This window comes from Aquimarina atlantica (assembly GCF_000626715.1).
GTDB lineage: Bacteria > Bacteroidota > Bacteroidia > Flavobacteriales > Flavobacteriaceae > Aquimarina > Aquimarina atlantica.
This window is the reverse complement of the sequence record NZ_AQRA01000003.1, coordinates 485,807-499,092: the sequence shown is the minus strand read 5'-3', so window position 1 is coordinate 499,092 and position 13,286 is coordinate 485,807. Positions and strand designations below refer to the sequence as shown.

Below are 13,286 nucleotides of genomic sequence, written 5' to 3'. Positions count from 1 at the left end.
GATGTCACAAAGATTTAAATCATCTCTTCTACTCCTACTAATGCATATTGTTGCTCCTTATACCTTTTATAGTCAATCAGCTGTAAGTGAAACCAATACTGCCAATCACATTAAAACAATCCAACTGCTTACGGGCGCAGAATTCTCTGGAATACCTATACTTAAACTCGGAGATCCTTTTAGAATCACTTTTGATGATATTAATGGAGATGAATCTGATTATTATTACAGAATAAGTCATTATAACTTTGATTGGACACCTTCTTCCTTATATAAAAATGAATTTCTGGACGGTTTTGATGAAATTAGGATTGTAAACTATGAGAATTCTTTTAATACATTACAAATGTATAGTCATTATACCTTAAGCATTCCAAACGAAGATACCAGAAGGCTTAAAGTAAGCGGAAACTACCTTATAGAAATATACAATGATGATGATGAAGTTGTATTCTCGAGAAAGTTTATTGTTTATGAACCCTTAACATCGGTAAAAGTATACACCAAAAGATCTAGAGATCTTAAACATATAGACACCAAACAATCTGTACAGTTCGAAATAAACTCACCAAACGAAATTTTAAGAAATCCTCGACAAACTGTAAAAACTTTGGTGATGCAAAATAACGATCTCAAAAATGCAATTACTAATTTGGTTCCTCAATTCACTATTGCTAATAGTCTAGTATACAAATATGACCAGGAATCTAGTTTTTGGGGAGGAAATGAATTTTTATTTTTTGACAGTAAAGACATCAGAGCATCTACAGTAAGCACACGAAGCATAGAACTAAAAGATATCTATCACAACTACCTATACTCTAATCGAGTTAGAGCCAATCGAAGATATACATATAACCCTGATATCAATGGTAATTTTGTTATTAGAAACCTGGATGCCGAAAATAATAATGTAGAAGCAGATTATGTTTGGATGCACTTTTCGCTAGAATGTTATGAACCTCTAGAAGGGGGAGAAATTCATATCTATGGTAATTTTAACAACTATACTCTAGATGAATCAACATTGCTTCAATACGATAAAGAAAGTGGCAGGTACTACAATAAAAGTATTTTTAAACAGGGATTTTATAATTACAAATATGTTCTCTTAAGACCAGACGGAACTATAGATCCAGGTTTTATTAGCGGTAATTTTGATGAAACTGAAAATGAGTATACTGTATTACCTTATTACAGAGCTCCCGGAGCACGCTACGATAGGGTTATCGGAAAAGGAACAGGAAACTCGGCTAATATTACAAATTAACATTAAGTACATTCATTTTTTAGATTCTTTTTATTTTATAATACCAAAAGAAATCAGCTATATCACTAAGTCAATTCGCCTATAAACTCTATTTTTTTTCTAAAAGATTCATCAACGCTATATCTCATTTCCTATAAGACGATTAAACCCGAATTATGCATTAGAAAATCTACTACAGCTCCAAACTGCTTCAAAATATATCACTTTATTATGTTTCTCAAATTAACCGTAGCGGTGCTATGTTGAATTTGATAAAACTTTATATTTTATTGCACTTTAGAGCTTCATAACGAAGTTCTAGTGCATAATTCGGGTTAAAAACAATAGTGGTCCACTAAACAACTAATCAGAAAAAATACAAATGGTATAACATACTTTAACCCTTATCTCCTACAGATTTCACTACTACGCATACTAATTCTTTGGTCGAACATTAATTTTATAAGGCTAACTAAATGTATCTCAACCAATTCAAACAATAAAAAAACTGATTTTATTGTTTATATCATTATAACTCTCTTAAAACAACCTATAATGAAAACTTCACTCAAAACTCATCTATTTATTATAATCTTGCTATTTATCTGCGATTATACTCATTCACAAATTACTTACAAATCTATTTTTCCAAACATTGACTTTGAATTTCCTGTAGAAATCCAATGTATAAATAGTGGAACAGATCGAATGTTTATTGTAGAGCAAAAGGGTCAAATCAAAGTATTTCCGAAAAATGAAAATGTAACTTCTTCACAAGTAAAAACTTTTCTCAACATTACAGATCGTGTTCAATTCTCTAATGGTCAAGAGTTAGGGCTTTTAGGCCTTGCTTTTCACCCTAATTATAATAGTAACGGCTATTTTTATGTGTACTATACTAAAGACAGTCCTGTTTCTGGAATCTCTACACGAATGGTACTATCTCGTTTTTCAGTTAGAGCAGACAATCCTAATCTTGCAGACCCTAATAGCGAACTCGTACTCTTCCAGTTTGACAAAAATCAAGACAACAGCAACCATAATGGAGGAAAAATAGGGTTTGGCCCAGATTCTTATCTCTACATCTCTTTTGGAGATGGTGGTGGAGCAAATGATCCTAAACTCAACGCACAAAACAAAAACACTGTATTTGGTAGTATTTGCCGTATTGATGTCGATCTTGATGGAAATAATCCTGTAGAAAGCAACCCAATTTTACCAAATGGTAATTATGAAATTCCAAGCAACAATCCATTTGTAGGAACCGATGGTTTAGATGAAATCTATGCTTATGGGATTAGAAATACCTGGAAATTTTCTTTTGATAAACCTACAGGAAGAATGTGGGGAGCAGATGTAGGACAAAATGCATTTGAAGAAATTAATATTATCAAAAATGGTAAAAATTATGGATGGAGTAGATTTGAAGGTACCTCTGTAGCCAATAACAATGTAATCATCTCAGGTCCCGTAGAATCTCCTGTATTCAATTATAGTCAAAACCAAGGAGATGTATCAATTACTGGAGGTTATGTCTATAGAGGCTCTAAAATTACTAGTCTAAACCCTGATATCAATTCAAAATATATTTTTGGTGATTATGTAAGTGGTAGAGTTTGGGCATTAAATTATAACCCCTCTACAGGTAATGCTTCTAGTGAATTATTATTTAAAACCAATGGATTATACATCTCTTCTTTTGGCAGGGATACAGAAGGAGAATTATATTTTAGTAGTTATGGAAACAACGCCAAAATATACAAACTTGTTGATGGAAATACCTCACCTCCCGGTACCTCGGTAAATGGAATCGGATCTTGGACCTCTTTAAACCAAGGAATTAATGGGGTTGTGCAAGCAATAACATCAGATTCTAATGGAAATATATACCACGGAGGTGATTTTAATAAAGCAGGAAACATAAATGCAAATAATATTGCTGTATGGAATAAAAATACTGGTTGGTCTGCTTTGGGTAGTGGAGCAAATGGTAGTATTAACACATTAAAAATTGCTCCAAACGGAAATCTTTATGCAGGTGGAGTTTTTACTGAAATTGGCGGAATTAATGCCAATAACATTGCAGTATGGAATGGGTCACAATGGTCAGCTTTAGGTGCTGGAATTGACGGGACAGTTGCCGCAATAGAAATAGATAACAACAATAATGTTTTTGTTGGTGGGGTATTTAAAACCATTAATGGAACTACCGTAAGAAATATTGCTAAATGGGATGGTAGTCAATGGTCTGCCTTAAAAGATGTAACAAATCAAAAATCAGGAACTAATAATGAAATTAGATCCTTAGCAATAGGGAGCGATGGAACTCTATATGCTGGAGGTAATTTTGATGAAGCCGGAGGTAATACAGCCAAACGAATTGCAACATGGAACGGATCTAATTGGGGAACATTGGGAGATGGAACTAGCGGTTTTGTTGAAGCTATAACAACTACCTCAACTGCTGTCTATATTGGTGGGAATTTTGCTCTTGCAGGAAATACAACCGTAAATAGAATTGCCAAATGGAACATTGCATCCAAAAGCTGGTCAAAACTAGGTAATGGAGTTAGCAATAATGTTCGTTCATTACTTCATGACGGAACTCATTTATATGCTGCCGGGGCTTTTACTACAGCCTCAGAGGGGAACACCAACAAGATCGTAAACAACATTGCACAATGGAGCGACAATACTGGATGGAAAGCTTTGGGAACAAATACTAATGTTGGCGTAGATATCACTATAAACTCCATTGCATTCTCTGCAGATAAAAAAGATATATTTGTGGGAGGTAATTTTTCTAAAGCAGGAGCCGTAAATGCCAAAAACACTGCCTCATGGAGCAACTCATCAGATACTTCTTGTACAGCAACAGTGCCTACTGGAGTATCTTCTTCGGCTGTGGGATCAAACACTGCTACTATAGGATGGACTGCTATAGCCAGTGCAACCTATGACCTTCGCTACAGACAAACAGGAACAAACAACTGGACAACTTCTGCCGAAAACGGAACCTCTAAAGTAATTTCTGGATTAAACCCATCTACTACTTATGAAGTACAGGTAAGAAGTAAATGTGCCGATGGAACAACTTCTAATTATAGTGCTTCTGTAAACTTTACAACTACAGATGTACAACTTAACTACTGTGATTCTAATGGCCAAAGTGTAGCCGATGAATACATCAGTAATGTGAAATTAGGAACTATCGATAAAACATCAACAGGAGCAAGTGGTGGATACAGCGATTTTACTGCTGAATCTACTAACCTTTCTAAAGGAAATGCCAATACCATTACCATTACTCCTACTTGGACCGGAACCAAATACAATGAAGGATATAGTGTATGGATCGATTATAATCAAGATGGAGATTTTGCCGATACAGGAGAACAAGTATGGACTAATGCGGCTTCACAAACAACACCAGTAAGTGGTAGCTTTACTGTACCTTCTAGTGCAAAAGACGGAAGTACAAGAATGAGAGTATCTATGAGATACAATACTATTCCTGGTCCTTGTGAATCATTTAATTATGGTGAAGTAGAAGATTACACAGTAGTGATCGGGGGATCAACTGGTGGCGATACTCAAGCTCCTTCTGCTCCAACTGGATTAGCAGCTTCTAATGTGGCACAAACAACCCTTACCCTGTCATGGAATGCTGCTACCGATAATGTTGGTGTAACTGGATATGATGTATATCAAGGATCTACTAATCTTGGATCGGTAACTGCAACTACAAGAAATATTACTGGATTAACCGCTAATACAGCATACCAGTTTACGGTAAAAGCTAAAGATGCGGCTGGAAACGAATCTGCAGCTAGTAATACGCTTAATGTAACTACTGCAGGAGCATCTGCTACGTATGATGTAAAACTGCGTATTACGTTTGATAACTACCCTGAAGAAACAAGCTGGGAGATTAAAGATAGTAACAACCAAGTAGTACATTCTGGAGGAACATATCCTTCTCAACCTGATGGTTCTACTCTTAATATAACCAAAACTCTGGATGCAGGATGTTATACCTTAGTATTTAAAGATTCGTACGGTGATGGTATTTGCTGCAGTGTTGGTAACGGTTCTTATGAACTAACCAATAGTGCATCTGGTGCAGTACTGGCTTCTGGTGGATCATTTACTTCTGTAGATACTAAAAACTTCTGTGTGGGTAGTACTGCAATGCATAACTTTAATACAGATGTAAAAACAGATTTAGAAAGCTCCGACATTGTTATTCACCCAGTTCCTGCAAAAGATTTTATCATCATCAAAATGAACAATTTTAATGGATCTACATACAGAATCGTTAATAAAGCAGGTCAAACTGTAAGACACGGTAAAATGTCTGCAAATGAAATAGAACTCAACAATTTACCATCTGGAATGTACTTTGTATCGGTTAAATCAGATACTAAAACTATAACTAAAAAGCTTATTTTAAAATAAAAAAAATCAAAGGTTTAAAAAAATAAATAATCCCTTAAAATTTAAGGGATTATTTATTTTTTTAAACCATCTTCTTCATATAGTCTCATATATAAAGAGGTGATAAAAACTAAGAACTTTTATGTTACAATAAAATATCAGTACTTTTAGCCTCGTAAGAAAACTACTATCAACCAAAAATGAAAGATACGGGAAGATTCTTAAAAGAGTATCGCGGTAGCGAATGTCTTAACTGTGGTGTGCCACTAGATGTTATTGATCGATATTGCCATAATTGTGGACAAATTAATACCAGTAAAAGGTTATCGCTTAACGATTTTTTTAGTGAGTTTTTTGCCAGTATCTTTTCTTATGATTCTCGCTTAAGACATACTATTATTGCATTACTTTTTAAGCCTGGAAAAATCTCTAAAGAATATACCCAAGGTAAAAGAGTAAAATACGCAAATCCATTTCGTTTTTACCTTAGTGTCTCTATCATCTTTTTTATCATTAACGGTTTATTTATTGATTTTGATGGTTTTAGAACAGAAGTTGAAGGCAAAGTCAATGTTGGAAAAGATGCTATTACCGAAATCAAAAAAAGCATCAAAATGGATGATTCATTAAAGCAGAAACTTAATGATCAAATATTAGCAACTAACGGTATTTCTGAATCTGACAAAAAAGAGATTAGTGAAGGAATTTCAAAAATAGAGGGACTTCCTTTACTAAATGACAGCCTAACCAAACCAAAAGAAGTCACCTATTATTCTCAAGAACAGATTGATAGTATTGGTTTTTTTAAAAGAGGCTTTAAACTATGGTCGATGTATGAAGATTATTATGATAAAACAGAAGAGAAATCTACCTATAGAGCTTTATCAGAACTAAAACATGAAAGAAATCAATTTAACAAATATATCTACCATAGAGTTCTAAAAACCAAATCGATAGAAGAAAACTATGGACAAGAATTCTTTGAGTTTATATTTAACAAATTGCCTTTCATCATATTCTTCTTTCTTCCCTTTTTTGCGTTAAGCATTTGGCTCATATATATAAGAAGGCCTTTTAACTATATGGAGCATCTTGTATTCATATTTCACACTCAAACCATGTTTTTTATCATCATAGGTTTTTCAATTTTGATTGCCAAAATCACCAACATTAATGCTCTTTTTGGAATCGCAATGCTGGTTTTCTTATTTTACCTATATAAAGCTATGAGAAAATTTTATAACCAAGGAAGAATCAAAACAATTGTTAAATTTATGCTTGTGAATGTATTATTTTTTATCTTAGCAGGAATCGGTTCTGTATTAACAATAATAGGATCTGTGTTTATATTTTGATATGGTACAGCAAATTACCAGAGGAATAAAAATTTCGGTGGATACGACTTTTGAAGGTACGTTCTATAAGAACTATAAGATTCACTTTGCCTTTGGTTATCGAATTACGATAGAAAATCAAAGTAAAGACTCTGTACAACTCACTTCTCGTTTCTGGGAAATCAAAGATGCCTTAAATAATACTGAAATTGTAGAAGGTGAAGGTGTAATTGGTAAAAAGCCAGTTTTAAAACCTGGCGAGTCTCATACATATAATAGTGGTTGTTTACTAAGTTCTCCTTTTGGAGCAATGAAAGGGCATTACAATATGGTTAATTTTACATCTACCAGAAAATTTAAAGTCATGATTCCAGGCTTCAAATTAAGCGCACCTTTTGCACTTAATTAATAATTCTTTTTACCAATTCGAACCTGATCTTGTTTCCGTCTTGCTCTACATGACAGTACTTACAATTAGAATCATACACAAAGTTATAGTGTTTCAATATATCAAAACACCCCTCTACTACAGCAAAAAGCCCTTTAAAATCTTCTTTACCACATTCGGTATACCTCCTAATCTCGAATAGATCTTTTTCTAAAGATTTGTTTAATACAAAATACGCACTACTACCCGTCCCAGAAAGAAAATGAGCATCTTTCAAAATTCCTTTCGGGCTCACAGTATGATTATGTTTGGTTTCTGGTATATTTTTATCAAAATAATTAGTGAGATTTTCTTTAAAAACAGATCCTGGATACTCATTCAACCTCCCTTGCTCTACTTGATAAATCGGATTACCAATAGCTGCTTTTTCTACATTCCCCAGAGGGCTGGGTGTAAACAATTTATTACGTAATAATGGTTTTCTGATTTTAGTATAATCTGTACTTGCCAAAATCGTATCGGTAACAATTCGAGAACAATTACTTCCTTCTTTCCCAAAGGCTTTATAAGGAATACTTCCTTTCTCTTGAACAGACAACACATAATCTCTTGCCTCTTTGTAATAAATATAGTCACATACCGATGCAACCAATCGACCATCACCATGTGTTTTATCAGGATTTGCTTCTAACCAAAGTAAAAATTCCTCTACATTACCTAATTTTTTCTCAGGCGTAATAATAGCTTTAAACGGAATAACCAATTCTACATCGGTAACGGCACTTCTTACCCTGCCATAGCCTTGCGGAGTAATATATCTTCCAAAATCATAATATTCAGCTCGACCAGTTTCATTTTCAATAAGTACAAAAGCAGCGTGCCCGGCTTTAATATAACTATGCTTTCCTAATCCCAGTGCCAACAGTACTTTGGTCGAAGGTTCATCTGAGTGTTTTACAAATGTATCAGGATAAGCAAGTGAAATTATTTTACCTGTATAATTCAATGTTGAATAAATTTTGATAGTTTTCTTAAGCTGTTATAGCTTCAAAAACAACAGTGCTCATTTCTTTATTTTGTAGATTCTCATATCGCATAGAAAGTTCTTCTTCATTTTTTACAACTTGAGTAATGCTTCTGGTTTTCAAGAATCCTCTATCTATTTGCAGATCAATATCCTTATCTCCTACACCTGCATTTTTATGAAAATCTAAAAGTGTCGTCGGAGTTAGTACATTCTGGTTTTCATGAGTCGCAAACCATTTTTTACGTGTCGCTTTCATATCTTTGGTATACAGCGTAGAAGACGACCATATATGAGTTTTCTTTTCTAATCTCTTAAGATGTTTTTGTTGCCCATCCCATACCAGTTCAAAAAGCAAAAGATCAGATTGCCAATTTGCAGCTACAATCGTAAAAGGCTCTATCCCTTTATAATTATATTCATGAATTGCTTTCTCTACATCGTCTGCTCCTAATAAATCTCTCACAACAACTCCTCTACTCTGTCTATACGAAGCTGATCTTTCATGAATTTCGAATCCACCATTAAGCAAGCAAATCATAGTATTTTTATCACTAATACCAATCCAGGTGCCTCCAGCCACGGCGTCTTTAGGAAACAGCATCCTGGTTTTATTTACCTGATAAAATTCAGGAAATAGTGTTTTTCGATTTACTGCCTCGTCACGATTAGAGGTTAGTATAAAATCATTTTCTTGAGTTGGGACTAAAGTAACTGTACACATAAATTTTGGGTCGGCTAAATATCTCACAACTTACAAAAAAAATATATACTCTATATCTTTAGATGTTAAATGAAGAAGTAACTCTTTGTATCACCCTATGATTATTCTAAAATAATCCGCAAAACAAAAGATGAATACATCCCCGAAAACATGAAGAAGAAAACATGAATTCTAGTATTTTACAGATTTTTATGGTATAAAAGGTTAAAATAGATTTTAGCCTATATAATTTTCTATCTTTGCTATCTTAAATAACAGAATTCATTAGATAAATATATCTTACTAATTTAAATTAACACATTACATCATGGGAAAAGGTTTTTTTCAAGTTCCTACTGCAATAAACGAACCTGTAAAGTCATATGCTCCCGGAACACAGGAAAGAGAAGAAGTTCTGGCAGCGTATTCAGCAATGTATAATACTACCGTAGACGTACCTTTATATATTAATGGTGAAGAAATAAGAACAGGTGACACTGGTACTATGTCGCCTCCACACGATCATCAGCATAATCTGGGGACTTATCACAAGGCAGAAAAGCAACATGTGCAAAAAGCAATTGATACGGCACTTGAAGCCAGAAAGCAATGGGCTGATTTGGCATGGGAACAACGTGCTGCCGTATTTTTAAGAGCCGCAGAACTTATTGCAGGGCCATACCGTGCAAAGATTAATGCAGCTACTATGCTTGCGCAGTCTAAAAATATATTTCAGGCAGAAATTGATGCCGCATGTGAGTTTATAGATTTTTTACGTTTTAACGTAGAATATATGACTCAGATATACGAAGATCAGCCAGATTCTACATCTGCAGCCTGGAATAGACTAGAGTACCGACCATTAGAAGGGTTTGTGTATGCAATTACACCTTTTAACTTCACTGCGATTTCAGGAAATCTTCCTGCCAGTGCTGCACTAATGGGAAATACTGTAGTATGGAAACCTAGTGATAGTCAGATCTATTCTGCAAAAGTTATTGTAGATATATTTAAAGAAGCTGGGGTACCAGATGGCGTGATTAATGTAGTATATGGAGATCCTGTAATGATTACAGATACTGTATTAGCTAGTCCTGATTTTGCAGGAATACATTTTACAGGAAGCACACATGTATTTAAAGATATTTGGGCAAAAATCGGAACTAACATTCATAATTATAAAACTTACCCAAGAATTGTAGGAGAAACTGGTGGTAAGGATTTTATTATGGCACACCCTAGTGCAAATGCAAAACAAGTTGCAACAGGTATTTCTCGTGGAGCATTTGAGTTTCAAGGACAAAAATGTAGTGCTGCATCCAGAGCTTATATTCCAAAAAGTTTATGGCCAGATGTAAAGAAACACATAATAGAAGATGTTAATTCTTTTAAAATGGGATCACCAGAAGACATGAGTAATTTTATTACTGCGGTGATACACGAAGGGTCATTTGACAAACTAGCTAAATATATCGATCAAGCCAAGACCGATGCTGATGTAGAAATTATAGCTGGTGGTAATTATGATAAATCCAAAGGATATTTTATCGAGCCAACTGTAATTGTTGCACAAGATCCTAAATACACTACGATGTGTACAGAGTTATTTGGACCTGTAATCACTATTTATGTATACGATGACAATCAATGGAGTGAAACTCTAAAATTGGTTGACGGAACCAGTGAGTATGCTTTAACAGGAGCAATTTTCTCTACAGATCGCTATGCGGCTGCAGAAGCAACTAAAGCATTAGAAAACTGTGCCGGTAACTTCTATATCAATGATAAATGTACAGGAGCTGTTGTTGGGCAACAACCTTTTGGTGGAGCCAGAGCTTCGGGAACAAATGACAAAGCAGGTTCATACCTCAACTTATTACGTTGGGTGTCACCACGTATGATCAAGGAAACATTTGTTTCTCCTGCAGATTACAGATATCCATTTTTAGGAGAATAATCTGAAACAAATTATAGATATAAAAAAGTGCCATTTGGCACTTTTTTTTGTTTGGGTGTACCACTTAAAACCTCTACATTTACTCAAAATCACACACCAACTTAATATGAAAAAAATAGTAATTGCAGGAGGAGGTATTGCCGGCCTTGCAACAGCAAGAATACTTCAAAATCAAGGATATGACATTAAATTAATAGAAAAACAGCCCGAATGGCAAATATCCGGAACCGGATTATATTTACCTTCTAACGGAGTTGTTGCCTTAGACAAAATAGGACTTGCAACTACTGCAAGAGAGAAAGGATTTATTATAGATTATCGCAATATAAAGAACGCCAAAGGAGAAGCAATACTCGATTTGGATCTTGAAAAAATATGGGGAAGAGAAAAGCCATGCCTGGGCATAAAAAGAAATGTACTTCATGACATTCTTATAGATGGATTAAATACTATCGACATTTCATTTAACACTACTATTAAGAGTCTAAAAGCAAACCCAAATTCTGTAGCCATAGAACTATCAAATGGGTCTAAAGAAGAATGCGATCTGGTTATCGGTGCAGACGGATTATACTCTAAAACCCGAAACCTGATTTTGGGAGATATCCCATTAAGAAAAGTAACTGCACAAGTATGTCGTTTTATCATTAAAAAGCCAAGAGACATCAATTCCTGGACTTTATTTATAAGTACTGTAGGGCAATTTCTCATCATCCCTATCGATAAGGATTCGGCATATTGTTATGTAAACAGAAAAACAAAAGGTTTTAAAACATTTGACAAAAAACAATACATGGAGCCTTTTAAAAAATTTGCTTCTCCGGTTCCTGAAATTCTTAACGACTGGAATCCTAATGATGCCTATTGGAATGATCTGGAAGAACTTCCTAAACTACCCATTATGGGTAGCGGTAGAGTTGTTCTTATAGGAGATGCCGCTCATGGTATGCCTCCTTTTATGGCACAAGGTGGTGCTTTGGCACTCGAAGATGCCGTTGTATTATCTGGCTTATTAAAAAATGAAGATTGGAGCACTATGGCCTATACATTTTCAAAAAACAGGAGTAATCGTATAGACTGGACCAGAGCACGCAATCAAAAACGCGAAAAACTTTCAAAATTACCCTATTGGATTGCCAAACTGGGATTAAAAAAAGTAGGAGAAAAAAACTGGACCGAAGATTACAGGCCCCTTGCCGAAACCCCGAATTGGTAGATTTAAATATTACATGTATCTTTTGCTCGAAACAAAAAAAGCAATTTATTACAATCTAGTATGACTATAAGAGCAGCTACAATAGAAGACCTACCTATTCTTTTAGATTTTGAACAAAAAATCATTGAGGCAGAGCGCCCAATGGATCCTACATTAATACAGGATAAAAAAATAAGCTATTATAGTGTTAAGGATTATATATTATCTGATCACACAGAGGTTGTTGTTGCCGAGATTGAAGGAGAAATTGTTGGAAGCGGCTACGGACAAATACGTGACCGAAAAAACTTCTTTAAACAAAAGCAATTAGGCTATATCGGTTTTATGTATGTAAAAGACGAACATCGGGGAAAAGGTGTTAGTCAAGAAATTATAAAATACCTTTACGATTGGTTTGCAAGTAAAAATCTAGAAGAAATACGCCTTACCGTATATGATCAAAACCCAAGAGCTATACGAGCCTATGAAAAAGTTGGTTTTAAAAAGCATCTTATTGAGATGAGAATAAATCTTAATGATATAGATTAAACTCTCTTTTGTATTGTAATATTTTTCTCATCATCACTATCAATACTAATACCAGCCCCCCAGGTACACAATTGACTTAATATAGGCAATAATTCCTTTCCCCATTCTGTTAAAGAATATTCGACTCTTGGTGGGACTTCTGCAAATGATTCACGCTTCACAACCTTTTTTTGCTCTAATTCTTTAAGTTGTTCTGTCAAAACTTTTCTGCTAATTCCTTCTACAAAAACTACTAATTGCCCAAATCTTAACTTACGTTCTTCTAAAACATAAATAATAATAGGCGCCCATTTATTTCCTATAATATTAGTTGCATGAATCATTGGGCAATGATTTGGATTGTGAATTAATTTCCTACTCATAATTCTTAATTTTTGGTTAAACAACCCCATTAGTTACATCGAGGTTACCATTTTTTTAGAATACAAAAATACAAATGTTTCTTTTAGA

General features: G+C 34.4%; 10 protein-coding genes. 7 read left to right on the top strand and 3 right to left on the bottom strand.

The window, feature by feature from the left end:
- Nucleotide 1: 1 nt before the first annotated feature.
- From ATO12_RS08705 to apaG, 4 genes are all read left to right on the top strand, one after another.
- Nucleotides 2-1,270 (top strand): type IX secretion system plug protein, encoded by a 1,269-nt coding sequence (locus tag ATO12_RS08705; RefSeq protein WP_081802009.1) that lies wholly within the window; start codon nucleotides 2-4, stop codon nucleotides 1,268-1,270.
- A gap of 534 nt (nucleotides 1,271-1,804) precedes the next feature.
- Nucleotides 1,805-5,707 carry a PQQ-dependent sugar dehydrogenase gene (locus tag ATO12_RS24715; RefSeq protein ID WP_051575696.1) on the top strand — a complete coding sequence of 1,301 codons (3,903 nt, stop codon included), beginning with the start codon at nucleotides 1,805-1,807 and terminating at the stop codon, nucleotides 5,705-5,707.
- A 179-nt stretch (nucleotides 5,708-5,886) separates the two neighbouring features.
- Entirely contained in the window at nucleotides 5,887-7,041 is a 1,155-nt protein-coding gene (locus ATO12_RS08690; protein WP_034241277.1) for a DUF3667 domain-containing protein, read from the top strand.
- Nucleotide 7,042: 1 nt separating this feature from the next.
- Nucleotides 7,043-7,429 (top strand): Co2+/Mg2+ efflux protein ApaG, encoded by a 387-nt coding sequence (gene apaG / locus ATO12_RS08685; RefSeq protein ID WP_025664977.1) that lies wholly within the window; start codon nucleotides 7,043-7,045, stop codon nucleotides 7,427-7,429.
- Here apaG and ATO12_RS08680 read toward each other — a convergent pair.
- Complete coding sequence (locus ATO12_RS08680) at nucleotides 7,422-8,414, bottom strand: DUF6695 family protein (RefSeq protein WP_034241274.1); 993 nt, start codon at nucleotides 8,412-8,414, stop codon at nucleotides 7,422-7,424. The two genes, apaG and ATO12_RS08680, sit on opposite strands and share 8 nt — an antisense overlap.
- Before the next feature lie 25 nt (nucleotides 8,415-8,439).
- A complete protein-coding gene (locus ATO12_RS08675) occupies nucleotides 8,440-9,156 on the bottom strand; it encodes an NRDE family protein (protein ID WP_034241273.1) in 717 nt (238 codons plus the stop codon).
- A 307-nt stretch (nucleotides 9,157-9,463) separates the two neighbouring features.
- Here ATO12_RS08675 and pruA point away from each other — a divergent pair, with 307 nt between their 5' ends.
- The 3 genes from pruA (at nucleotide 9,464) to ATO12_RS08660 (ending at nucleotide 12,836) form a co-directional block, all read left to right on the top strand.
- Nucleotides 9,464-11,092 (top strand): L-glutamate gamma-semialdehyde dehydrogenase, encoded by a 1,629-nt coding sequence (gene pruA / locus ATO12_RS08670; protein WP_034241272.1) that lies wholly within the window; start codon nucleotides 9,464-9,466, stop codon nucleotides 11,090-11,092.
- 106 nt (nucleotides 11,093-11,198) lie between these two features.
- The gene (locus ATO12_RS08665; protein WP_034241270.1) at nucleotides 11,199-12,308 is read left to right on the top strand and encodes an FAD-dependent monooxygenase; all 1,110 of its coding nucleotides are present in this window, start codon (nucleotides 11,199-11,201) and stop codon (nucleotides 12,306-12,308) included.
- 60 nt (nucleotides 12,309-12,368) lie between these two features.
- Nucleotides 12,369-12,836, top strand: a complete 468-nt coding sequence (locus ATO12_RS08660; protein ID WP_034241268.1) for a GNAT family N-acetyltransferase — start codon at nucleotides 12,369-12,371, stop codon at nucleotides 12,834-12,836.
- On the opposite strand, the gene ATO12_RS08655 is transcribed toward ATO12_RS08660, so the two are convergent.
- Nucleotides 12,833-13,198 (bottom strand): winged helix-turn-helix transcriptional regulator, encoded by a 366-nt coding sequence (locus ATO12_RS08655; RefSeq protein WP_034241374.1) that lies wholly within the window; start codon nucleotides 13,196-13,198, stop codon nucleotides 12,833-12,835. The two genes, ATO12_RS08660 and ATO12_RS08655, sit on opposite strands and share 4 nt — an antisense overlap.
- Nucleotides 13,199-13,286: the final 88 nt, after the last annotated feature.

Coding starts and splice junctions, on each gene's coding strand:
- ATO12_RS08705 (WP_081802009.1), top strand. CDS start 2: ATGTCACAAAGATTTAAATCATCTCTTCTACTCCTACTAATGCATATT.
- ATO12_RS24715 (WP_051575696.1), top strand. CDS start 1,805: ATGAAAACTTCACTCAAAACTCATCTATTTATTATAATCTTGCTATTT.
- ATO12_RS08690 (WP_034241277.1), top strand. CDS start 5,887: ATGAAAGATACGGGAAGATTCTTAAAAGAGTATCGCGGTAGCGAATGT.
- apaG (WP_025664977.1), top strand. CDS start 7,043: ATGGTACAGCAAATTACCAGAGGAATAAAAATTTCGGTGGATACGACT.
- ATO12_RS08675 (WP_034241273.1), bottom strand. CDS start 9,156: ATGTGTACAGTTACTTTAGTCCCAACTCAAGAAAATGATTTTATACTA.
- pruA (WP_034241272.1), top strand. CDS start 9,464: ATGGGAAAAGGTTTTTTTCAAGTTCCTACTGCAATAAACGAACCTGTA.
- ATO12_RS08665 (WP_034241270.1), top strand. CDS start 11,199: ATGAAAAAAATAGTAATTGCAGGAGGAGGTATTGCCGGCCTTGCAACA.
- ATO12_RS08660 (WP_034241268.1), top strand. CDS start 12,369: ATGACTATAAGAGCAGCTACAATAGAAGACCTACCTATTCTTTTAGAT.
- ATO12_RS08655 (WP_034241374.1), bottom strand. CDS start 13,198: ATGAGTAGGAAATTAATTCACAATCCAAATCATTGCCCAATGATTCAT.